Below are 21,982 nucleotides of genomic sequence, written 5' to 3'. Positions count from 1 at the left end.
TCGTGAACCGGCGCCGGAAGAATCGAGTTCGAATGTTCCAGAAGGTGCTTGTCGCCAACCGTGGCGAAATCGCCGTCCGTGCTTTCCGCGCAGCCTACGAGCTGGGCGCGGAGACGGTGGCCGTGTTCCCCTACGAGGATCGCAATTCCGAACACCGTCTGAAGGCGGACGAGGCGTATAAGATCGGGGAGAAGGGCCACCCCGTCCGTGCGTATCTCGACGTCTCCGAGATCATGAGGGTGGCGAAGGAATCCGGCGCTGACGCCGTGTACCCCGGCTACGGCTTCCTGGCCGAGAATCCTGACCTCGCCCGCGCGTGCGAGGAAGCGGGGATCGCGTTCGTCGGCCCGAGTGCCGATGTCCTGGAGATGGCCGGGAACAAGGTTCATGCTCTCGAAGCCGCACGTCGAGCAGGTGTGCCCACTCTTGAGTCGACGTCACCGTCAGCGGACATCGACGAGCTGATCGAGCAGGCCGCGAACATCGAGTACCCCCTCTTCGTCAAGGCGGTCGCCGGTGGAGGGGGACGCGGCATGCGTCGCGTGGACAGCGACGACGGTCTCGTCGAGGCCCTGAAGGCCGCCATGCGTGAGGCGGAGGGCGCATTCGGCGACCCGACCGTCTTCATCGAGCAGGCGGTCCAGCGTCCGCGCCACATCGAGGTCCAGGTCCTCGCGGACGACCAGTCGAACGCGATCCATCTCTTCGAGCGCGACTGCTCGATCCAGCGCAGGCACCAGAAGGTCATCGAGATCGCGCCCGCGCCCAACCTCGACCCCGAGACCGCCGCGGCGCTGCACGCCGATGCACTGAAGTTCGCGCGTGAGATCGGCTACCAGAACGCCGGCACCGTCGAGTTCCTGCTCGAGACGGCAGGGTCGCGCGCGGGCAAGCACTCGTTCATCGAGATGAACCCTCGCATCCAGGTCGAGCACACCGTGACGGAAGAGATCACAGACATCGACCTCGTGCAGGCTCAACTCCTTGTGGCGGCCGGCGGGTCGCTCGAGGAGCTCGGCCTGTCGCAGGACATGATCCAGGTGAAGGGCGCCGCACTGCAGTGCCGCATCACCACAGAGGATCCTGCGAATTCTTTCCGACCGGACACCGGTGTCATCACGGCCTACCGATCCGCCGGCGGCGCGGGAGTGCGGCTGGACGGCGGGACCGCGTACGCGGGCGCTGAGGTCTCCGCGCACTTCGACTCGATGCTCGTGAAGTGCACGACCCGCGGTCGCACCTTCGCGCAGGCCGTCGATCGCGCGCGCCGCGCACTGGCCGAGTTCCGGATCCGCGGTGTCGCATCCAACATCGGGTTCCTCCGCGCGGTCCTCGCCGAACAGAAGTTCCGGGACGGCGACGTCGCGACGACCTTCATCGACGACCATCCGCACCTGCTGGATGCCCGTGTCGGTGCGGACCGGGGGTCGAAGATCCTGGAATTCCTCGCGGACGTCACCGTCAACCGTCCGCACGGGGACGCACCCGTCACCCTCGACCCCGTCGACAAGCTGCCGGCTGTTCCGGAAGACGTGGCGTCACGGCCCGCACCCGCCGGATCCCGGCAGAAGCTTCAGGAGCTGGGCCCCGACGGTTGGGCGAAGGGTCTGCGGGAACAGACAGCACTCGCCGTCACGGACACGACGTTCCGGGACGCCCATCAGTCGCTCCTCGCCACTCGTGTGCGCACGAAGGATCTCGTGACACCGGCGGAGTATGTCTCCAAGATGACGCCGGAGCTGCTGAGCATCGAAGCGTGGGGAGGTGCGACGTACGACGTCGCACTCCGCTTCCTCGCGGAGGATCCGTGGGAGCGCCTCGCGAAGCTGCGCGAAGCCGTCCCCAACATCAACCTGCAGATGCTGCTGCGAGGACGCAATACCGTCGGCTACACGCCCTACCCGACAGAGGTGACGGACGCGTTCGTCGCAGAGGCGTCCGCCGTCGGCGTCGACATCTTCCGCATCTTCGACGCACTGAACGACGTGTCGCAGATGCGTCCGGCGATCGATGCGGTGAGGGCCACCGGGTCCGCAGTCGCGGAGGTCGCCCTCTGCTACACCTCGGATCTGTCGAGTCCGAACGAGACCCTCTACACGCTCGACTACTACCTGCGTCTCGCGGAGCAGATCGTCGACGCGGGGGCCCACGTCCTCGCCGTGAAGGACATGGCGGGCCTGCTCCGCCCGGCCGCCGCGACCAAGCTCGTGACCGCCCTGCGGGAGAACTTCGATCTTCCGGTGCATGTCCACACGCACGACACCGCAGGAGGACAGCTCGCGACACTGCTCGCCGCCTCGGCTGCGGGAGCAGACGCCGTGGACGCAGCGAGCGCGTCGATGGCGGGCACGACCAGTCAGCCGTCACTGTCCGCTCTGGTCGCCGCTCTCGAGAACACCGAGCGGGACACAGGTCTGAGCCTGTCCGCCGTCGGCGATCTCGAGCCGTACTGGGAGTCCGTGCGGAACGTCTACAAGCCGTTCGAATCAGGGCTGCCGGGACCCACCGGTCGTGTCTACCGGCACGAGATCCCGGGCGGACAGCTGTCGAACCTCCGTCAGCAGGCCGTTGCACTGGGGCTGGGGGAGAAGTTCGAGGAGATCGAGGCGATGTACGAGGCGGCAGACCGGCTCCTCGGCCACCTCGTCAAGGTCACGCCCTCGTCGAAGGTCGTCGGCGATCTGGCTCTGCACCTGGTCGCCGTCGGAGCGGACCCCCAGGAGTTCGAGCAGAACCCGGAGCGCTTCGACGTGCCCGACTCCGTCATCGGATTCCTGAACGGTGACCTCGGCGACCCGCCAGGTGGCTGGCCGGAGCCGTTCCGGAGCAAGGCACTGCAGGGACGCACGCACAAGGCGCCTGCCGCAGACCTGGATCCCGCGGATTCCGCCCTGCTGAACGAACCCGGTCGGGAGCGGCAGGAGACGCTCAACCGACTCCTGTTCCCGCAGCCGACGAAGGAATTCGGGCGTATGCGCGACCAGTACGGAGACCTGTCCGTGCTCGAGACCTCTCTCTACCTCTACGGCCTTGCGGAGGGCGAGGAATACAGCGTCCTCATCGACAAGGGCAAGGCACTCCTGGTCGGCATCCAGGCGTTCGGACCCGCCGATGAGCGCGGTATGCGGACCATCATGTGCACGCTCAACGGGCAGCTGCGTCCGATCTCCGTCCGTGACCGTTCTGTCGACGTCGACGTTGCAGCGGCGGAGAAGGCCGACCCGGACAACGCCGGCCACGTGGCGAGCCCCTTCGCCGGTGTCGTCACCCTCCAGGTGGAGCAGGGCGCCGAGGTGAAGGCAGGGCAGACGGTCGCGACGATCGAAGCGATGAAGATGGAGGCCTCCATCACCTCGCACATCGACGGCACGGTCGCACGGCTGGCGATCGGACCGGTCCAGCAGCTCGAGGGCGGCGACCTCGTCGTCGTGATCGATGCCTGACCGTCCCATCCGGCATTACGGTGACCCGGTGCTGCGTACCGTGTGCACTCCGGTCACCGCGTTCGACGACGCGCTGCGTGCGCTCGTCCGGGATCTCGCGGACACCGCGGCCCCGGACGGGCGCGCGGCGGTGGCCGCCCCGCAGATCGGGGTGGACCGGCGTGTCTTCGCCTACCACCTCGACGGCAGGGTCGGACACGTCGTCAACCCCGTGGTCGTGGAGACGGGGGGACGTCTGCGCGACATCGACGAAGGGTGTCTGTCAGTCCCCGGACTCTGGTTCCCCACTCCCCGGTGGGAGACCGCAGCGGTCGAAGGGTTCGATGTCGACGGCGCACCCGTCCGCGTCGAGGGCGAAGGCGTCTTCGCCCAGATGCTCCAGCACGAGACCGACCACCTGGAGGGGATCGTGTACATCGAGACCCTCCCCAAGGATCGGAAGAGGGAAGCGCTGGGCGCCGTCCGTCGCTCGGACTGGTTCTGACAGCCCGGAGGACCGTGCACACAGACCACTCACCACAACGAACAGCAAGTGACGAAGGAACGAGGCAACATGGTCATCGAACGCGCCGGAGTCGTAGGCTCCGGACTCATGGGATCCGGCATCGCAGAGGTGCTCGCTCGCGCGGGACTCGACGTCGTCGTCCGTGACATCAGCGAGCAGGCGGTCGACGCGGGCCGCGCCCGCATCGAGAAGAGCCTCGCTCGCGGGGTGGAGCGCGGCAAGCTCTCCGAAGACGAGCGCGACGCCGCCGTGGCGCGTCTCCACTACACGGTCGACATGAAGGACTTCGCGGACCGCCAGCTGATCATCGAAGCGGCGAGCGAGAACGAGGACATCAAGAAGGCGATCTTCGCGGAACTCGACGCGATCGTGACCGCGGAGGACGCGATCCTCGCATCGAACACGTCGTCGATGCCGATCATCCGGTTCGCGCAGTCGACCTCCCGGGCCGACCGCGTCCTGGGGATCCACTTCTTCAACCCGGCGACGGTCCAGCCGCTCGTCGAGCTCGTCGTATCCGAGCTCACGGACCCTCAGGTCGTCGACACCGTGGAGTCATTCGTGACGGACGTGCTCGGGAAGGTGGCCATTCGGGCGACCGACCGCCCCGGGTTCGTGGTGAACGCGCTCCTCATCCCGTTCCTGTTCTCTGCGATCCGCATGATCGAGGCCGGACACGCGACGAAGGAGGACGTCGACACCGGGATGGTCAACGGATGCGCTCACCCCATGGGGCCGATCGCACTGGCGGATCGGGTCGGCCTCGACACGTGCCTGTTCGTGGGACAGAGCATCTACGAGGAGACGGGCGACCCGGCGGCGAAGCCTCCCGTCCTCCTGTCGCGCATGGTCGATGCGGGAATGCTCGGTGTGAAGTCGGGACGAGGGTTCTACGACTACAGCGCGAAGTGACCCGCAGCGGCCGCTGAGGGCGGCACGCGCGACGAGGGGCCCGGACCGGTAGGTCCGGGCCCCTCGTCGCGTGGAGTGCGCAGCACTCATGCGCGAATGGCTGCGACCGATTCGTAGGCGGCGACGCGCACGCAGGTGGCGACGACCTCGGCGGCTTCCGCCACTTCTTCCAACGGCGGCATCGTCGGTGCGATGCGGATGATCGCGTCGTCCGGGTCCACCCCGTGCGGATGCGTGGCGCCCGCGGGGGTGAGCTTCACCCCGGCCTCGGCCGCGAGCTTGACGACGTGGGACGCCGTGCCGGGCGGAACCGCCAGCGTGATGAAGTAGCCGCCGGCAGGATCCGTCCACGCGGCAAGATCATCAGGACCCAGCTCGCGGGTGAACACTTCGTCGACCGCCGCGAACTTCGGCGCGATCAGCTCCGCATGCTTCCGCATGTGGTCGCGCACCCCGTCGGGCGATCCGAAGAACCTGGCGTGACGGAGATGGTTCACCTTGTCCGGGCCGATGGAACCCGCGGCCGTGTGGTTCGCGAACCACTCGACCATGGCGGGGGAGGCACCGAAGAAGGAGACACCGGCACCGGCATGGGTGATCTTCGACGTCGACGCGAAGACGAGCGGGCGATCCGGGTGCCCGGAGCCCGCGGCGATGCCGAGGACGTCGATCGGCTCAGGGTGGGGCTCCCTCAGGTGGTGCAGCGCGTACGCGTTGTCCCAGAGCACCGTGAAATCGTCCGCCGCAGCGGTGAGTTCCATGAGTGCGCGAGCACGGCGCTCGGAGATCGACACCCCGGTCGGATTCGAATGGACCGGGACGATCCAGATCCCCTTGACGGTGGGATCGCTGCCCGCGAGCGTGGCGACCTGCTCCATGTCCGGGCCCTCCGCGTCGGTGGCGACCGGTACCAGGTCGAAGCCGAGCGATTCGGCGACTCCGAAGTGCCGGTCGTAGCCCGGAACCGGACAGAGCATGCGGACCGGCTCGCCCGCCCACGGTCCAGACGATCCCGGCCGCCCGTGCAGCATCATGAACACGAGAGCATCCCGCATGAGGGTGAGCGATGACGCACCCTGCGCGAGCAGCTGCGCCTGTGGGACACCCAGCAGGGGGGAGAAGATCTCGCGCAGCTCCGGCAGACCGTGGAGGCCGCCGTAGTTGCGGGTGTCCGTCCCATCGGCCGACCGGGTGTCACCGGGGGCGACCGCGGTGAGCAGGGGATCGGCCAGGTCCAGCTGTGCGGCAGACGGCTTGCCGCGCGTGATGTCCAGGCTGAGTCCGCGGGACGCGAACTTCTCGTAATCCGCTGTCGCCGCCTCGAGGCGGGATGCGATCTCTTGAGGTGTGAGCGAGCTGAGGGACATGCGCGATCCGTTTCATCGTGGGTGAGTACGGGTGAGCCTGAACACCCCAATCCTAGACGGGGTCGCAGGGCGGGGGTGCGGCGGCCCGCCTCGCCGTTCGCCCGGGCGGACCGTGCGACGACGCTGATCCGCTCTTGTGTAGTGTCGCCCGCATGAGACGATTCGAACCCTCCACGGTCCGGGCACAGATCGACGCGACACTCCGCGGGCTCGGAGCGGATGACCACACACGCACCGTCTGCGCGGACGTCATGTACGACACGGATCTCATGGGAGTCGACTCGCACGGGATCTCGATGCTCCCGTACTACGCGTCCGAGATCGCGAAGGGCCATCTCGACCCGGCCGCGCAGCCCGATGTGGCGCACGCATTCGGGGCGGTCGTGAGAGTCGACGGGAAGCGCGGGTTCGGACACACGGGTGCACACCTCGCGATGACCGAGGCGATCGAGGCGGCACGGAGCTTCGGTGTGGGCATCGGCGTGGTCAATCGGACGAACCACTACGGCGCGGCAGGGTACTACGCCCGAATGGCGGCCGACGCGGGATTCATGGGCGTCTCCCTCTGCTCGACGGCGAACGCGCTGCAGGTGCCGCACCGCGCCAAGCACGCCCTCATGGGGACTAACCCCATCGCCTTCGCGGCCCCCGTGCCCGGTGAACAGCCCGTGCTCGTCGACATGTCGACGACGACAGTGCCACTCAACAAGGTCAAGGTGTACGGGCTGAAGGGCGAGGACCTGCCGGAGGAATGGGCGGTCGACGGCGAGGGAACGCCGCTGCATGATGCGCAGGAGATCTATCGTCGGCTGGAGTACGGGAAAGACGGGGGAGTAGGCCTGCTTCCCCTGGGTGGACAGGGATTCTTCACCGGTGGTCACAAGGGATCCGCGCTTGCGACGATGGTGCAGATCCTGTCCGCAGCGCTCCCCGGAGCAGGCCAGCCCGGCAATGTCGACGGGTATCAGGACATCGGGTACTTCTTCCTGGCGATCGACCCGGCGGCGTTCGGCGCGCCCGTGGACGCGGGAGAGTACGTGAGGGAGCTGCGCGACACGGTCCGCGCGATGGAGCCGCTCGATCCGACCGCGCCGGTCCAGGCGACCGGGGACCGGGATTTCCTGACCAGAGCGGAACGGCTGGACCGAGGGGTGCCTCTCGCCGACGCGCTCGTCGACCAGCTCAGGTCCCTGAGCGCAGACCTGGGAAGTGAGTTCGCGCTGGCTGAGAAGGCGTGACCGGCACGACCGACGCGTGGGGGAGGACCGGCCAGCGGGCGGTCGGTCCGGCCCGTGCGGGTCGCGACCGCGACGGGGCCGGGACCCGATTCGGAGAAGCGGCCTCGGTGTACGACCGGGTGAGGCCCCGGTACCCGGACGAGCTGTACGGATGGATCCAGGAGGTGCACCCGGAGCCCGGCCGAGTCGCTGATGTGGGGGCAGGCACCGGCATCTTCGGTGAGGGGATGACACGGCGTGGTTGGTCGGTGGTCGGCGTCGATCCCGACACGGACCTGCTTGCATTCCATCCGGAACCCGTACTCCTCGGAACGGCGGAGTCGCTGCCGCTCGACGAGGGGAGCGTCGACCTCGTGACAGTGGCACAGGCCTGGCACTGGATCGACCCCGCGCCCGCCTCGGCGGAATTCCGGCGGGTCCTCACCGTGGACGGTGCGGTCGTCGTGGTCCTGAACCAGTTGGACGTGCGCCTCGAATGGGTGCTGCGCCTCGCACGGATCATGCATGCCGGTGACGTCTACCGCCCGGCATGGAGACCGCACCTGGAGGGCTTCGGGCCGCCGACCTCAGCACAGTTCCCCTTCTCGACGACCGTGACGGTCGACGATGTCGTCGCGCTGGCGTCGACCCGATCGTACTGGCTGCGCAGCAGTGAGCGTATCCGCAGGCGGGTCGAGGGCAACATCCGGACGTTCCTTGCAGCGGAAGGACGGTCCCTCGCCGCAGACGTCGGTGACCACAGCGGGGGAGACGTGTTCACGCTCCCGTACCTGTGCCTCGGGTACCTCAGGCCGCGGCTGCGCTGACGGAGTGCCCGCACAGCGGAGGGCGGTCGGATGCGCGTGTGCATCCGACCGCCCTCGGTGAGACCCCTCGTCCGGAATCGCGGGAGGAGCCTCAGCCCTCCGTCGCGGGAGAGTCGCCAGCAGGGGCGTCCGCGCTCGAGCCGGAGGCTGCCTCAGAAGCGATGATGTTCCCCGCAGCCCCACTGTTCGACGTGTGTGCGACGGAGATCTTCCGGGGCTTCGCCTCTTCCGCCACGGGGATCGTGAGGGTGAGGACACCGTCTGCGTAGTCCGCGCTGATCTCTGCGACGGCAACGCGATTGCCCAGCGTGAGCTGACGTGCGAACGTGCCCGTGGGGCGTTCCCGGGTGAGCCACTTGACGTCTGCATCAGGCAGAGCGGCACTGCGTTCGGCTCGGACGGTGAGGGTGCGGTCCTCGATGTCCACGTCGATGCTCGCAGGATCGACTCCGGGCATGTCGATGCGCGCGACGAAGGTGTCGCCGTTGCGGTAGAGATCCATCGGCAGACCCACCGAATTCGGTGTGCGCGTGACTTCGGAGAAGAAGCGGTCGATGTCGCGGATCGGGTTGAAAGCGGTTCCGGTCATGATGCATTTCCTTTCATTCGACGTGCTGTGGCACAGGCGGGGCCTGCTCTGGTCTTGAGCGGGACAGCGCCCGTTACATTGAGTCCAACACACTCAACTCTAGCGCTATTCCCGTGCAGAGGGAAGAGATCTCCTGCCCACAGGGCAGGGCTGGGGTCAGGCAGGCGCCCTTGATCGAACGCATGATAAAACGAGGGGGGTCGTCATACGGCGACTCGACGCGACGACGGGGGAGAGGTCTATGTCTGCGAGTGCGATCGCGGCGGCACTTGTGCCGATCGCCGCTCTTCTGGCGCTCGGTGTCCTCCTGCGGAGGTTCCGTGGCTTCTCCTCGCCGGACTTCTGGGGAGGTGCGGAGCGTCTCGCGTACTTCGTCCTGCTCCCGACGCTTCTCTTCACGAACATCGCGACAGTCGACTTGGCCGGCGTCCCGCTGGGACGTGTCGCGGTGGCGGTCGTCGTGCCGACCCTCCTCGTGACCATCGCGCTCTTCGCGCTGCACCGCGTCGTCGCGCCGCGGGCCTCCGCCTTCACCTCCGTCCTGCAGGGGTCTGTCCGCTTCAACACCTATGTCGGGGTGTCCTTGGCCGTGAGCCTGGCGCCAGGGGAGGGGGCAGCTCTCGCGGGTGTGGTGGGCGCAGTCCTCGTCCCTCTCGTGAATGTCATCGCGACCCTGGGTTTCGAGGTCTTCCTCGTGGACAAGGGGTCGTGGCTTGCGCTCATCGGGAAGATCGTCCTCAACCCCCTCGTCCTCGCATGCGCTCTGGGTGCGGTGGTGGGGGCGCTCCCGTTCGAGCTTCCGACGATCGCACTGACGGTCCTCGATCCGCTGGCCGCGGCGGCGCTTCCCATCGGACTGCTGTGTGTCGGGGCGGGGCTGCGGAGGATCGAGGTGCGCACACATGCGGTGGGCCTGGCGGTCGCCTCTGTCGTGAAGCTCCTCGTGCTGCCTGCCCTCACGCTGGGTGGGCTGGTGCTCATGGGGGTCAGCGGACCTGTGGCGGTCGTCGCGCTGATCTTCCAGTCGATCGGGACGGCGAGCACGTCCTACGTGCTGGCCCGGCAGCTGGGCGGCGACGCGTCACTCATGGCTGCGCTCATCGCATTCCAGACGGCGGCGTCGTTCGTCACCCTGCCGGTCGTGCTCCTCGTGGGGGCGTCGGTGCTCTTGTAGCGTGGTGGGGCGCGCGAAAGGGGTGCAGTGCTCGTGAGGGTGAATGGCGCGCGGCCGTCATGGATGTACTTAACATAATGTAGATTATCGGCGCGACGCGTGCGGCGCGGTTCGGGGATGTGCGGATGGGATGCGCCTCGAGTCCGCAGCGGCCGTCGCGTCATCCCAGCTGCACGCCTCATCCCAGCTGCACGGGCACCAGACCGGCTCGTGTCCGCTCGCTGATCTGAGACAGCGTCCGACCGATGGAGGGGTGCAGATACGCGAATCCGCTGTCCAGGAGCTTCCGCGGTTCCACCCACCGGCTCTTGAGCACCAGCTCCGCTTCGGTGCGGATGATGCGTGCGCCCGCCTCCAGCGACCATGCCGGCAGCGGAACGCCGATGCGGGTGCCGACCCCGCCGCCCAGGTGCGCGCGCACTTCGCGCATGAAGGTGTCGTTCGTCACCGGCTGCGGAGTCGCGAGGTTGATCGGACCCGTGAGCGTATCCCGTGCGAGCACGTGCCGGACCGCGCGGTACACGTCCTCGACGTGGATCCACGACATGATCTGAGCACCGTCCCCCTGGCGCCCTCCGAGCCCCAGCCGTGCGAGGTTGATGTTCGGGTTGAGGGCTCCCCCGGCGCCCAGCACGATGGACATCCGGAGTGCGACCTTCCGCACGTCGACCGGGGCGTCCCACAGCTCGTTCTCCCAGGCGCGCGCCACCGCGACGGAGAATCCGGTGCCAAGCTCTCCCGTCTCCTCGTCCTGCGGGCGGTCGCGGGCGTCGCGGTAGATCGTGCCGGTGCTCGCGTTGAGCCACACGGGCGGGTCGCTGCACTCTGCAAGCGCCCGACCCAGTGCGCGCGTGGTCTCTGTCCTCGACCGGAAGATCTCATCCGCAGTCCTCTTCGTGTAGCGGCAGCTCACGGATCGTCCCGCCAGGTTGATGAGAGCGTCCGCGCCTGCGAGCACGCCGCCGAGGTCCCCTCCCCACCCCGCATCGGCGCCGCTCCCCCGTCCGATCGTGAGGACGCGGTAGCCGTCCTGGACGAAGCGGCGCACCAGATGAGTGCCGATGAACCCGCTCGCGCCGGCGAGTACGACCGTCTGCGAGGTCATTCCGTTCTCCTTCACCTGCGGTCCTGTGGTTCGGCTGGTTCCGCCGGCTGCTCCGGTTCGGGCGGTTCTGCGGGTTCGGTGGCCTCTACGGGGTCGGCGTGGATGCGGTCGAGAAGGTCGATCGCGTCGTGCGCGAGCTTCCGACCGCCGGGCACGCGGGTGAGCCCGACGAGACGGCCCATCAGAGGGGCGAGACCGTCGATGAGGAGCGCTGTGCGGCGCCTGTCGGGGCTGGTGTCGAGGACCCAGAAGAGCGTGACCCCCATGTACGCGAGCCAGAGCAGTTCCGGCAGCCTCTCCCCCACACGGCCTCCTGGTGCGTTCGTGGAATGGGCGACCGCCTCCCGCATGAGGCCCACCGCTGCGGTGCGGGCCTCTGCGGACGAGGCGGAGAACGGGCTCGAGGGTGAACCCGTGCGCAGTGCGGTCCCGAGCAGCGTCGCCCCGAACGCATGGTAGGGCGCCATGACGGCGACTCCGGTGTGCAGGACGACGCGGAGGTTCTCTGCGAGCGTCCTGCTCTGCGGACCGCCTGCCCGTACGCGGATCAGGTGCTCGCGCTGGATGCGCCGGTAGAGCTCCTGGACGAAGGCTTCCTTGCCCTCGAAGTGGTAGTACGCGTTGCCCGTGGAGACACCTGCCGCCTGAGCGATGGCGCGCATGGTGGTCGCCTCGTACCCCCGCTCGCGGAACATCTGCAGTGCGGTGTCGGCGAGGAGTTCCCGTGTGCGCTCCCTCTTCGACGCGGGAGCGCCGACTGGTGCCGGAGTGAGGGGTGATCGCGTGTCCATGGCACCACCCTAGCTTGTTTTGAACACGTTCAAAATGGTCTCGCGCAGACGAATCGGCGGCCGTGGGAGTCCTCCCACGACCGCCGATCGATCCTCACCGCGCGAAGAGCCCGGCGCGGCAGTTCACGTGCGAATCATGCGGCTCCCAGTTCCGGCTTCCCGGACCCCGCATCACCGTCGTCGGAACCGGTGCCGTCGTCCGCGAGTCCGTTCTCCTTCGTGAGCCCGGCTTCCTCGCTGCACACCGGCCAAGCGCCGGGTCCCTGCTCCTCGAGGGTGTTCTGGGCGACGCGGATCTGCTCCGTCCGGCTCGCGTCGTGCGGCATCCCCTCACCGCCGAACGCCTCCCACGTCTGGAGCGAGAACTGCAGACCGCCGTAGTAGCCGTTGCCCGTGTTGATGCTCCAGTCGCCGTCGGACTCGCATTCGGCGACACGGTCCCACACGGATCCGGAATCGGCGTGCGCGGAGGCACCCGCGCCCGCGAAACCCGTGAGGGCGATCGCGCCGGCTCCGCCCAGCAGTGCGATCCTGCGGAGGCTGCTCGTCATGGTCTTCACGGTGTCGTTCTCCTTCGGAGCGCAGGGCGGGTGCTCCCCGCCGGGTGCGCGCCTCGATGTCGTCCGACGTCGTGCGTCTGCACGGCGTGCGCGGACCCGACCCCCTGCAGGCCCGCTGCCCGGGGTCGGTGACCACGCCGCCACGCACGGTAGTGAACACGGCGCGGCGACGGAAGCCTGTCCGGGAGCCGCAGTGGTCCGCATCCCCTCAGAGTCGTCTCAGTGCGACCTGACCGCGCTGATCCCGCGTCCCCGGCGAGCGCGGAGACACCTAGGAGACACCTGCGGGCGTCAGTCGACGTACGCGGCGAGGTGCTCCCCGGTGAGCGTCGACTCCCCCGCGCGTGCACGGCCCACGAGTTCCGCCGGCGTGCCCTCGAACACGACGTGCCCGCCTTCATGACCCGCACCGGGCCCCATGTCGATGATCCAGTCCGCGTGGCTCATGACGGCCTGATGGTGCTCGATGACGATGACGGACTTGCCCGCATCGACCAGGCGGTCGAGCATCGCGAGCATCGCCTCGACGTCCTGCAGGTGCAGGCCCGTGGTCGGCTCGTCGAGCACGTAGACCTCACCGTCGCCGGCCATGCGCACGGCCAGCTTGAGCCGCTGACGCTCTCCGCCTGACAGTGTGGTGAGCGGCTGCCCGATCGTCACGTACCCCAGCCCGACATCCACGAGACGGCCGAGGATCTTCGCGGCCGCCGGGACCCGGGCCTCGCCTTCGGAGAAGAACCGGTGGGCCGCGGCAGCGGACATGCGCAGCACCTCGGCGATGTCCCTGCCTCCCAGCGTGTGCTCGAGGACCTCGTCCTGGAAGCGGCGGCCCTGGCAGCTCTCGCACGGGACGGACACGCCCGCCATAGTCGGGATGTCGGAGTAGATGACCCCGGCCCCCTTGCAGGTGGGGCAGGCGCCGTCGGAATTGGGGCTGAACAGCGCGGGCTTCACGCCGTTCGCCTTCGCAAACGCCTTCCGGATGGGTTCGAGCAGTCCCGTGTAGGTCGCGGGGTTGCTCCTGCGCGATCCGCGGATCGCCGACTGGTCGACGATGACCACGCCGTCACGTCCTGCCATCGAGCCGTGGATGAGCGAGCTCTTGCCGGACCCGGCGACCCCCGTCACAACCGTGAGTACGCCGGCGGGCACGTCGACGTCCACGCCGGCCAGGTTGTGCAGATCCGCACCGCGGATCTCGATCGCGCCTGAGGCGGTCCGCACCTCCGGCTTCAGCGTGACCCGGTCGTGCAGGTGCCGTCCTGTGGGTGTGTCCGCCCCCGCGAGGTTCTCGACGCTCCCCTCGAACACGACCTGCCCGCCGGCGGCCCCCGGTCCCGGACCCAGATCGACGACGTGGTCCGCGATCACGATCGTCTCAGGCTTGTGCTCGACGACGAGGACGGTGTTGCCCTTGTCCCGCAGCTGGAGGAGCAGTTCATTCATGCGGGAGATGTCGTGCGGGTGCAGGCCCGTGGTCGGCTCGTCGAACACGTAGGTGACGTCCGTGAGCGGTGAGCCCAGCTGGCGGACCATCTTGATCCGCTGCGCCTCTCCCCCGGACAGGGACCCGGAGGCGCGCTCCAGCGACAGGTACCCCAGACCCAGCCGGACGAGGGAGTCGAGGAGTTCAGTGAGGCCGCTGAGCAGGGGCGCGACGGACGGCTCGTCGAGCCTGCGGACCCACTCCGCGAGCGCCGCGATCTCCTGGGAGCAGGCCTCCGCGATGGACATCCCGTCGACGCGCGAGGAGCGGGTCGCCTCGCTCAGGCGGGTGCCGCCGCAGTCGGCGCACGGGACGTAGGTGAACGCGCGGTCGACGAACGCGCGGATGTGGGGCTGCATCGACTCACGATCCTTGCTGAGCATCGACTTCCGGATCCGCGGGACCAGCCCCTCATACGTCGAATTGATCCCCCGGAACTTCATCTTCGTGGGCTCTTTCCAGAGGAAGTCGCCCATCTGCTGCTCGGTGAACTCCCGGATCGGCCGATCCGCCGGGATCAGGCCGGACTCCGAGTAGAACTTCACCATCCAGCCGCCAGCCTTGTAGCCGGGGATCGTGATGGCACCGTCGTCCAGGGACAGGGAGTCGTCGAAGAGTGCGGTCAGGTCCACGTCGTGGATCGTGCCGGTTCCCTCGCAGCGGGGGCACATGCCCCCGACGATCGCGAACTCCCGTCTTTCGCGCTTCGTCGAACCGTCCGGCTGCTCGATGCTCACCGCGCCGGCACCGGAGACGGACGCCACATTGAACGAGTACGCCTGCGGCCCGCCGATGTGGGGATGCGCGATCCGGGAGAAGAGGATCCGCAGCATCGCGTTGGCATCCGTCGCGGTGCCGACGGTGGAGCGAGGGTTCGAGCCCATCCGCTCCTGGTCGACGATGATCGCGGTGGTGAGTCCTTCGAGGACGTCGACGTCCGGTCGGCCCAGCGAGGGCATGAACCCCTGGACGAACGCGGGGTACGTCTCGTTGATGAGCCTCTGGGACTCCGCCGCGATCGTCCCGAAGACCAGTGAGCTCTTCCCCGAACCGGACACGCCCGTGAAGACTGTCAGACGCCGCTTCGGAAGATCGAGGGAGACATCCCGGAGGTTGTTCTCACGCGCGCCGTGCACGCGGATGCGATCGTGGGAATCCGCGGGGGTGATCGCTGCTGTCACGTCGATGCTCCTGATCGGGAGGGGGCGGGGCGGGGGCGCTCCGGTTTCAGAGCGAAGTGTAGGGGAACGCGTCGAAGAGCTCCGCTCGGGGGACACCCGTCCCCCCGCCGGGCTGGGAGCGTTCGCAGGTGAGGGAGATCAGGACGCCCTGTGCCCGTGTGACATGGGTGTCGTCGAGACCCAGCGCGGGACGCCGCTTCTGTGCGGCCCGGATTGCCGGTGAAGCGCAGAGCTGCTTCATCCAGCGCAGGTCGGAGGCGGAGGTGACGAACACCGTCCCGGGCATCGGATACCCGCGCACGATCCGCCCCGCGGAGAGGGCGCCGGTCACGTCCTGCACTTCTTCGGACGTGCGCAGCGCCACCGACGTGATCACGCCCGCGAGCGCGGTCACGCCCGCGAGGTCCCGCGTCATCTGCGCATGAGCGAGAGTCCGCGGGTCAGCCGCGAAGAAGCCGGCGCGCGCGACGCGCGCCGACGGTGACAGTCGACTGTGCCGTGCTGAAGGCGCGGTCAGTCCGCTCCCCCCGCCCGGGCACGCGCTCCGACACGTCGCCGAGGACGCGCGTGAGACGCTCTTCGGTCCAGTCGACCGCTCCCCCGGGCGCGGCGGCCTTCGTGGCGCCGGTGCGTGCGACGCGTGCCGCGTTGCCAGCATAGTGACGTGCTGTCTGGGCTGCGGTGATCGCCGTGCGGGACGCGGTGCCAGCGGTGCGCGCAACGGTGTCGGCAGCACGCCGCAGCCTTCTGCCGGTGGTCCATTCGACGGATTCGTAGACGTCGTCGGGCTCGATGGGCTCGCGCATGCTGGTCATGCCCCTATGATCCCCCGGTTCGGGCGTGCAGGTCAACGACCGGTATGAGGGCCGTTCCAAGTCGATCGGGAATGTCTTCGCACGGTAGACTGTTGTGTTCGGTGAAGACGACTACGAGTCGACCAACCCATAGTAGACGCGGAGAAGTGAGAGACATATGAGCGAACGCAGCCTGCGAGGGACACAGCTGGGATCCCGGAGCCTCGAGTCGGAGGCGGGTGTCGAACCCGCACCGCGCCAGCTCATCGAGTACCGCTGCGACGACGGCCACACGTTCACGGTGCCGTTCTCCGTCGAGGCGGACATCCCCTCCCAGTGGGATTCCGGCACACACGGCATGGGGACGCGCGTCGACGGCGGGGCCGTGGAAGAGGTGGAGACGAAGCCGGTGCGCACCCACTGGGACATGCTCCTCGAACGACGGTCGTTCGAAGAGCTCCAGGTGCTGCTGGACGAACGCCTGGCCTACCGGCGCGGAGACCTGCCCGCGTCCTCCTGACCTGCTGACGCGCCGTCTCCGCCCCGGCAGGAGACGACAGTCAGTGGCCACGGACAGCGACGGGGCCCGCACGAGTGCGGGCCCCGTTTCGCTGCCTCCGCGTGGCTCCGGGCGATCACGGTGTGCGTCTCCGCAGACTGACGGCGGACAGGACGATCGAGGCGACGATCCACACACCGATCGCTGCGACATCCGTGCCGTAATCCGTGAAGCCCGCCCCCGAAGCCGCTGCGTCGAGTGCATCGAAGCCGTAGGACAGCGGAAGGACGTCCCCCACAGTCTCGAGCACCGCGGGCAGTCGGTCCCGCGCGATGAACAGCCCGCCCAGCAGCACCTGCGGGAAGACGAATGCGGGCATGAACTGGACCACTTGGAACTCCGTGGCGGCGAACGCGCTCGCGAGGAGGCCCAGAGCGGTCCCCAGCACTGCGTTGAGCACCGCGACCGCTGCGACGCCGAACGCTCCTCCTGACAGGTCGAGGTCGCACACCCACACGGCGAATGCGACCGTCACCGCGGTCTGCACGACGGCCAGCAGGCTGAACGCCAGCAGGTATCCCACGAGCAGGTCGAGCTTGGACAGGGGCAGGGTCAGTGCCCGCTCCAGAGTCCCGCTGCGTCGTTCCCGCAGCGTCGCGATCGAGGTGACGAGGAACATGACGACGAAGGGGAAGAGCGCGATCATCGCGGGCCCGATGTCCCCGAACGTGTCCGTATCGGTGAACATCCACGCGACGAGTCCCGTGAGCAGGGACGGAACGACGAGGAGCAGCCCGACCGTGCGCGGGTCCCGCCGGACCTGCCTCAGGACCCGGAGGGTGACTGTGAGTGTGCGCGCCGGGGACATCACGGCGGGTCCCCGTGCGGTGCGATCATGGTGAGGAACGCGGCCTCCGGGTCTGACTCCCCGGTCGTGCTGAGGAGTTGCGCCGGCGTGGTCGAGGTGAGCATCCGCCCGTCCCGCATCAGCACGAGGCGATCGCACCTCGTCGCCTCGTCCATGACGTGGCTGGAGACGAGAAGCGTCTTCCCGGAGGCCGCCAGGCTGCGGAAGAGCGACCACAGCTCCGCACGCAGGACGGGGTCGAGGCCCACTGTCGGCTCGTCGAGGACGAGCAGGTCCGGCCCACCGAGCAGTGCCACGGCGAGTGAGACGCGATTGGCCTGGCCGCCCGACACCGCCGACACGGGGCTGTTCCTCACGGTGTGGAGATCGCAGAGGTCGATGACGCGCTCGATCTCTGCGCGAGGCAGGTGGAGGAGCCCCGCGAAGTACCGGATGTTGTCTGCGACGGTGAGGTCGGTGAAGACCCCGCTCGACTGCATCATGTAGCCGATACGCGCTCGGAGCGTCGGTGACCCGGCCGGTGCCCCCAGGACCTCGACCGTCCCGGACACGCCTCGCTGGATGCCCATGAGTGACCGAAGGAGCGTCGACTTGCCGCTCCCCGACGGGCCCAGCAGACCCGTCACACCGCCCGTGGGGAGGGTGAGCGAGACGTCGTGGAGCACAGTGCGGCGACCTCGCCGGACTGTGAGTCCGCTCACTGCGATGGCCGCATTCACCATGCGCCGAATCTACGCCCGTCATGACACCGGGACAAGGCGCCTCTGGGGGGCCTCCGGTCAGCGTCCCGTGAGCGCCCGGAGCTGTCGTCCGCGCCTTTGGACGCCCCAGCGTGCGACGCGTACGAGTGCCTCGTTGATGATGTCGCCGTCCATCTTCGATTCGCCGAGCTCCCGCTCGACGAACGTCACGGGCACTTCGACGATCCGCAGACCCGCGTCCTTCACACGGCGGGTCATGTCGATCTGGAAGCAGTACCCCGTCGATTCGACGCCGTCCAGATCGAGGCTCTCCAGCGTCTCGCGTCGGAACGCGCGGAAACCGGCGGTCGCATCGTTCACGCCGAGGCCGATGAGCAGGTTCGCGTAGAGGTTCGCCCCGCGCGACAGGAGATGGCGGTTCCTCGGCCAGTTGACGACGGCGCCGCCCGGCACCCAGCGGGAGCCGATCGCAAGGTCCGCGCCGTCGCGCACGGCGGCGAGCAGCTGGGGCAGATCGCGGGCACGGTGGGAGCCGTCCGCGTCCATCTCGCAGATGATGTCCCAGTCGCCCTCCAGCGCCCAGTGGAAGCCCGCGATGTACGCGGCACCCAGGCCTCCCTTCACGGGATTGTGGAGGACGTTGACACGAGGATCGTCACCGGCGCGCCGCTCCGCCCAGTCCCCCGTGCCGTCCGGCGAGCCGTCGTCGACGACCAGGACGTGCGCTTCGGGCACCCAGGTGCTGAGTGCTTCGAGGGTGAGCGGGAGCGAGTCGATCTCGTTGTACGTGGGGATCACGACCAGGGTTCTCATCGTCGCCACTCTATCGGAGCTCCGGAGGTGCGACGCGGAGCCGCTGTGCCGGATCGGCAGCACCCGCAGAGCGCCGGGGGCTGCCCCGGAAAGTGTGCCCCGGCCTGCGCGGGGCATCGCATCGAAGGGGCGCCGGCGGCTCCAGAACAGGAAAAGGTCCGGCGGCTGGACCTTCGGGCCGCAACCTGAAGCAGGTCGCGTTGTCTAATGGTCATTGCCGCCGGACCTCGCCCCCACGGGGCGTCTCTCAGCAATCTACCCAGGGGTAACTGCTGTGGCAACCGTGGATCTCAAGCCGACTGCGTCTTCCCAGACCAGGCGGCGTGTCGCTGTCCCCGGACCCACACGTCGCGCACGACGGGCAGCGGGGATTCCCCGGACAGGTCCGGCAGCCCAGGGGTTCCGGAACGCGGATCCGTGCTCCAGGCGGCCAGACGCTCGTCCGCCACCTGGACGACGAGCTCTCCCACCTCCCAGCGCACAGCCGTCGCCTCGGCGCCGGGTGCGAGGACTCCGCCCTCGAACTGTCCGACGGCGCGGAAGCCGAAGCGAGTCGCCGCGTTGAAGGCGGCACGTGCGGAGATCCCCGTGCTGCTGCCGTACACAGCGGAGCGGAGTGTCGTCCACGGCGCTGACGTGTCCAGAGCGAAGCTCACCTGTGCGCCTGCGGACAGGAGAGGGGCGAGCGGCTGGTCGTGCGCTCCGGGGTCCAGAGTGAGGCCGATCCCGAGCCCCGCGAGCCTCGGCACGGCTTCGGAGGGGACGGGGCAGGTGACGAGCAGGCGCCAGAGCGCGCGCTGGGCCCGTGCCCGCACCTCGGCGTCGTCGAGAGCGTCGAGCACCGCGGTGAGGTCCGTGGCGTCGGCGACCACGATGAAGAGGGGCCGGTCGGCGGTCAGGTGCGACGGCAGGTCGGCGGCCATGATGGCTGTGGGCCCGTCCGGTGCCCCGAAGGGGTGGGCGGTGATCGCGAGAGCGTCCGGCGCCTCCTCGCGGAACACACGCACCGCCGCCTCCGGGCCCAGGACGTGCGCGGACGTGATGCCCGCGGACGGCAGCGACGCAGGGTCCGGGTCGCCCTCCCCCGTGAGGAGCAGCCCCGCGTGGACGAAGCCGGGCGTCACCAGGTCGCCGTCGAGATCGACCTTGGTGCCCACTGTCGCAATCGCCGCTTCGTCCTCACCGACCCACGCGACGGTCGGACCCGCGAACGACAGGGCGGTCGCGAACGGGTCGGCGCTCGAATACACGTCGCCGCGGAACAGGATGAGGGGCGTATCGGTCATATCGCGATTCTCGCACGCGGGGCGGTGCGTCCGGGCCACCCGGTAGGGTGGCGCTCGTGACACCACCGCTCATCGTGCTCGACACCCCCGCCCTCTACTACCGGGCGTTCCACGGCCTGCCCGACACCATCCGGTCGCCCCATGGCAGGCCCGTGAACGCGGTGAGGGGACTCCTCGACACGATCAGCCAGCTCATCGGCCAGTGGGGCACGCGCCGGATCATCGCGGTGATGGATGCGGACTGGCGACCCGACTTCCGCACGGCGGTCCTCCCGGACTACAAGGCTCACCGCATCGTGGATCCCGTGCGCGGGACGGAGACACCGCCAGAGCTCGAAGCACAGCTGCCGGTGATCTTCGATGCGCTGGACGCGCTCGGGATCCCCATCGCCGAAGTGCCGGGGACGGAGGCCGACGACGTCATCGCCTCGATCGTCGTGCAGTCCCCTGACGAAGACCTCGTGGTCGTGTCGTCGGACCGCGATCTGCTGGCACTCCTCATGCCGGGACGCAGGGTGCGCATCCACCGCCCGCGCACAGGGGGCCGCTGGGAGACCGCCGCCCTCGACGACCTCCAGCCCCTCTACGGCGTGGCGGACGGGGTCTCGTATCGGGCACTCGCAGCCCTGCGCGGCGACCCCTCCGACGGCATTCCCGGCGTGCCGGGCATCGGCGAGAAGACCGCGGCGAAACTGGTCGCGGGATACGGGGGGCTCGACGCCGTCATCGCGGCGGCGGAGCGCGGTGAGAAGGAGCACGGCCTCTCTCCCCGGAGGCGCGAGAACATCCTCGCCCACGCGGACGCCGTCCGTGCGGGCGAACGCGTCATGGACGGCCTCACGGACCTCGCGGTCGCGGAGTTCGTCGCGTCGGTCGCCGGCGAGCCCGACACCGCTCGCGTCGCAGACCTGGGCGCGACCTGGGGCGTCGAACGCTCTGCGGCGCGGCTGCTCGCCGCGCTCACCGGCGACGTCGTCGAGGTGCGCACGCGAGTGGAGCTGACGCGGGAGACCACTGTCGACGTGGTGCCCGCCGCCGGTGCGGCTCCCCCTTCCGAACTGGCCCCCGGCGCCGCGGTCCTCCCCCGTGAGCCACAGGTCGTGCCCACGGGGTGGGCCGCGGACTTCTGCGCGTTCGACCTCGAGACGACGGGTGTCGACCCCCACACCGGTCGGATCGTGTCGGCGGCCCTCGTGCCGTTCACAGGAGGGGTCGAGGGACCTGCCCGCACGTGGCTCGTCGACCCCGGGGTGGAGATCCCGGAGGCCGCCCAGCGCGTGCACGGGATCTCCACCGAGCGTGCGCGCGCGGAAGGCCGACCGACGGCCGAAGCGCTGCCGGAGATCCTCGCCGCCGTGAACGACATGGCCTCCGCAGGACGGGCCCTGGTCGGCCACAACATCGTGTACGACCTCACGGTGCTCGCGGCGGAAGCAGTTCGCGCTGGCCTCCTGCCGCACGCCGCCGCACTGCTCGAGACACTCCCCCGTGTCATCGACACCCTCGTCGTCGACCGGCAGGTCGACACGTACCGGCGGGGACCGCGCACGCTCACCGCTCTGGCACAGCACTACGGGGTGCCGCTGGACGACGCGCACGACGCGCTCGAGGACGCGCGCGCCGCGGGTCTCATCGCGCTGGCTCTCGCGGCGGCCTCGCCCACTGTCGGCTCCGCGCCGGCCGCGCGGCTGCACGACGACCAGGTGGTGTGGAAGCGCGAACAGTCCGCGTCGCTGCAGGAGTTCCTGCGCCGCAGACGCCCCACCGCCGTGGTCAACGGGGACTGGCCGCTCGAGCGCCTAGACTGAACCGCGTCCGGTCCGGGCGGACCGACGGACACCACACGATATCGACGAGGTGCACA

General features: G+C 68.9%; 20 protein-coding genes. 8 read left to right on the top strand and 12 right to left on the bottom strand.

Going from position 1 to position 21,982, the window contains the following annotated elements; genetic code table 11:
- Nucleotides 1-32: 32 nt before the first annotated feature.
- The 3 genes from JFC09_RS07465 (at nucleotide 33) to JFC09_RS07455 (ending at nucleotide 4,860) form a co-directional block, all read left to right on the top strand.
- Complete coding sequence (locus JFC09_RS07465; RefSeq protein WP_198393343.1) at nucleotides 33-3,443, top strand: pyruvate carboxylase; 3,411 nt, start codon at nucleotides 33-35, stop codon at nucleotides 3,441-3,443.
- Complete coding sequence (locus JFC09_RS07460; protein WP_198393342.1) at nucleotides 3,436-3,927, top strand: peptide deformylase; 492 nt, start codon at nucleotides 3,436-3,438, stop codon at nucleotides 3,925-3,927. Before JFC09_RS07465 ends, JFC09_RS07460 begins: the two co-directional genes overlap by 8 nt.
- 69 nt (nucleotides 3,928-3,996) lie before the next feature.
- Entirely contained in the window at nucleotides 3,997-4,860 is an 864-nt protein-coding gene (locus tag JFC09_RS07455) for a 3-hydroxybutyryl-CoA dehydrogenase (protein ID WP_198393341.1), read from the top strand.
- 86 nt (nucleotides 4,861-4,946) lie between these two features.
- On the opposite strand, the gene JFC09_RS07450 is transcribed toward JFC09_RS07455, so the two are convergent.
- The gene (locus JFC09_RS07450; protein WP_198393340.1) at nucleotides 4,947-6,227 is read right to left on the bottom strand and encodes an aminotransferase class I/II-fold pyridoxal phosphate-dependent enzyme; all 1,281 of its coding nucleotides are present in this window, start codon (nucleotides 6,225-6,227) and stop codon (nucleotides 4,947-4,949) included.
- Between the two features lie 152 nt (nucleotides 6,228-6,379).
- Between JFC09_RS07450 and JFC09_RS07445 the strand changes: the two genes are divergently transcribed.
- Nucleotides 6,380-7,465, top strand: a complete 1,086-nt coding sequence (locus tag JFC09_RS07445) for an Ldh family oxidoreductase (protein WP_198393339.1) — start codon at nucleotides 6,380-6,382, stop codon at nucleotides 7,463-7,465.
- The gene (locus JFC09_RS07440; protein ID WP_198393338.1) at nucleotides 7,462-8,271 is read left to right on the top strand and encodes a class I SAM-dependent methyltransferase; all 810 of its coding nucleotides are present in this window, start codon (nucleotides 7,462-7,464) and stop codon (nucleotides 8,269-8,271) included. Before JFC09_RS07445 ends, JFC09_RS07440 begins: the two co-directional genes overlap by 4 nt.
- 91 nt (nucleotides 8,272-8,362) lie before the next feature.
- On the opposite strand, the gene JFC09_RS07435 is transcribed toward JFC09_RS07440, so the two are convergent.
- On the bottom strand, nucleotides 8,363-8,860 hold the full coding sequence (locus tag JFC09_RS07435) for an Hsp20/alpha crystallin family protein (RefSeq protein WP_198393337.1): 498 nt from the start codon (nucleotides 8,858-8,860) through the stop codon (nucleotides 8,363-8,365).
- A 241-nt stretch (nucleotides 8,861-9,101) separates the two neighbouring features.
- On the opposite strand from JFC09_RS07435, the gene JFC09_RS07430 reads away from it, so the two are divergent.
- Nucleotides 9,102-10,034 carry an AEC family transporter gene (locus JFC09_RS07430; protein ID WP_198393336.1) on the top strand — a complete coding sequence of 311 codons (933 nt, stop codon included), beginning with the start codon at nucleotides 9,102-9,104 and terminating at the stop codon, nucleotides 10,032-10,034.
- Between the two features lie 178 nt (nucleotides 10,035-10,212).
- On the opposite strand, the gene JFC09_RS07425 is transcribed toward JFC09_RS07430, so the two are convergent.
- The 6 genes from JFC09_RS07425 to JFC09_RS07400 all read right to left on the bottom strand — a co-directional run bounded on the left by JFC09_RS07425 (nucleotide 10,213) and on the right by JFC09_RS07400 (nucleotide 15,972).
- A complete protein-coding gene (locus JFC09_RS07425; RefSeq protein ID WP_198393335.1) occupies nucleotides 10,213-11,139 on the bottom strand; it encodes a TIGR01777 family oxidoreductase in 927 nt (308 codons plus the stop codon).
- A gap of 11 nt (nucleotides 11,140-11,150) precedes the next feature.
- Nucleotides 11,151-11,930 (bottom strand): TetR/AcrR family transcriptional regulator, encoded by a 780-nt coding sequence (locus JFC09_RS07420; RefSeq protein WP_198393334.1) that lies wholly within the window; start codon nucleotides 11,928-11,930, stop codon nucleotides 11,151-11,153.
- 134 nt (nucleotides 11,931-12,064) lie between these two features.
- Nucleotides 12,065-12,481 (bottom strand): transglycosylase family protein, encoded by a 417-nt coding sequence (locus tag JFC09_RS07415; RefSeq protein WP_198393577.1) that lies wholly within the window; start codon nucleotides 12,479-12,481, stop codon nucleotides 12,065-12,067.
- 300 nt (nucleotides 12,482-12,781) lie between these two features.
- Complete coding sequence (locus JFC09_RS07410; protein WP_198393333.1) at nucleotides 12,782-15,157, bottom strand: ATP-binding cassette domain-containing protein; 2,376 nt, start codon at nucleotides 15,155-15,157, stop codon at nucleotides 12,782-12,784.
- Nucleotides 15,158-15,203: 46 nt separating this feature from the next.
- Nucleotides 15,204-15,572, bottom strand: a complete 369-nt coding sequence (locus JFC09_RS07405; protein WP_198393332.1) for a DNA glycosylase AlkZ-like family protein — start codon at nucleotides 15,570-15,572, stop codon at nucleotides 15,204-15,206.
- A 25-nt stretch (nucleotides 15,573-15,597) separates the two neighbouring features.
- A complete protein-coding gene (locus JFC09_RS07400; RefSeq protein ID WP_198393331.1) occupies nucleotides 15,598-15,972 on the bottom strand; it encodes a hypothetical protein in 375 nt (124 codons plus the stop codon).
- A gap of 157 nt (nucleotides 15,973-16,129) precedes the next feature.
- On the opposite strand from JFC09_RS07400, the gene JFC09_RS07395 reads away from it, so the two are divergent.
- On the top strand, nucleotides 16,130-16,471 hold the full coding sequence (locus tag JFC09_RS07395) for an RNA polymerase-binding protein RbpA (protein ID WP_198393330.1): 342 nt from the start codon (nucleotides 16,130-16,132) through the stop codon (nucleotides 16,469-16,471).
- 115 nt (nucleotides 16,472-16,586) lie between these two features.
- On the opposite strand, the gene JFC09_RS07390 is transcribed toward JFC09_RS07395, so the two are convergent.
- The 4 genes from JFC09_RS07390 to JFC09_RS07375 all read right to left on the bottom strand — a co-directional run bounded on the left by JFC09_RS07390 (nucleotide 16,587) and on the right by JFC09_RS07375 (nucleotide 20,118).
- Nucleotides 16,587-17,318 carry an ABC transporter permease gene (locus JFC09_RS07390; RefSeq protein ID WP_198393576.1) on the bottom strand — a complete coding sequence of 244 codons (732 nt, stop codon included), beginning with the start codon at nucleotides 17,316-17,318 and terminating at the stop codon, nucleotides 16,587-16,589.
- Nucleotides 17,318-18,040: an ABC transporter ATP-binding protein gene (locus tag JFC09_RS07385; RefSeq protein WP_198393329.1), complete on the bottom strand. Its 723-nt coding sequence runs from the start codon at nucleotides 18,038-18,040 to the stop codon at nucleotides 17,318-17,320. The genes JFC09_RS07390 and JFC09_RS07385 overlap by 1 nt, the downstream gene beginning before the upstream one ends.
- A 57-nt stretch (nucleotides 18,041-18,097) precedes the next feature.
- Nucleotides 18,098-18,832 carry a polyprenol monophosphomannose synthase gene (locus JFC09_RS07380; RefSeq protein ID WP_198393328.1) on the bottom strand — a complete coding sequence of 245 codons (735 nt, stop codon included), beginning with the start codon at nucleotides 18,830-18,832 and terminating at the stop codon, nucleotides 18,098-18,100.
- 290 nt (nucleotides 18,833-19,122) lie between these two features.
- On the bottom strand, nucleotides 19,123-20,118 hold the full coding sequence (locus tag JFC09_RS07375; protein ID WP_198393327.1) for an amidohydrolase family protein: 996 nt from the start codon (nucleotides 20,116-20,118) through the stop codon (nucleotides 19,123-19,125).
- 56 nt (nucleotides 20,119-20,174) lie between these two features.
- On the opposite strand from JFC09_RS07375, the gene JFC09_RS07370 reads away from it, so the two are divergent.
- Nucleotides 20,175-21,926 carry an exonuclease domain-containing protein gene (locus JFC09_RS07370; RefSeq protein WP_198393326.1) on the top strand — a complete coding sequence of 584 codons (1,752 nt, stop codon included), beginning with the start codon at nucleotides 20,175-20,177 and terminating at the stop codon, nucleotides 21,924-21,926.
- Nucleotides 21,927-21,982 lie beyond the last annotated feature (56 nt).

Origin of the sequence: Brevibacterium yomogidense (assembly GCF_016107685.1) — a bacterium.
GTDB lineage: Bacteria > Actinomycetota > Actinomycetes > Actinomycetales > Brevibacteriaceae > Brevibacterium > Brevibacterium yomogidense.
This window is presented reverse-complemented; position numbering and strand designations above follow the sequence as displayed.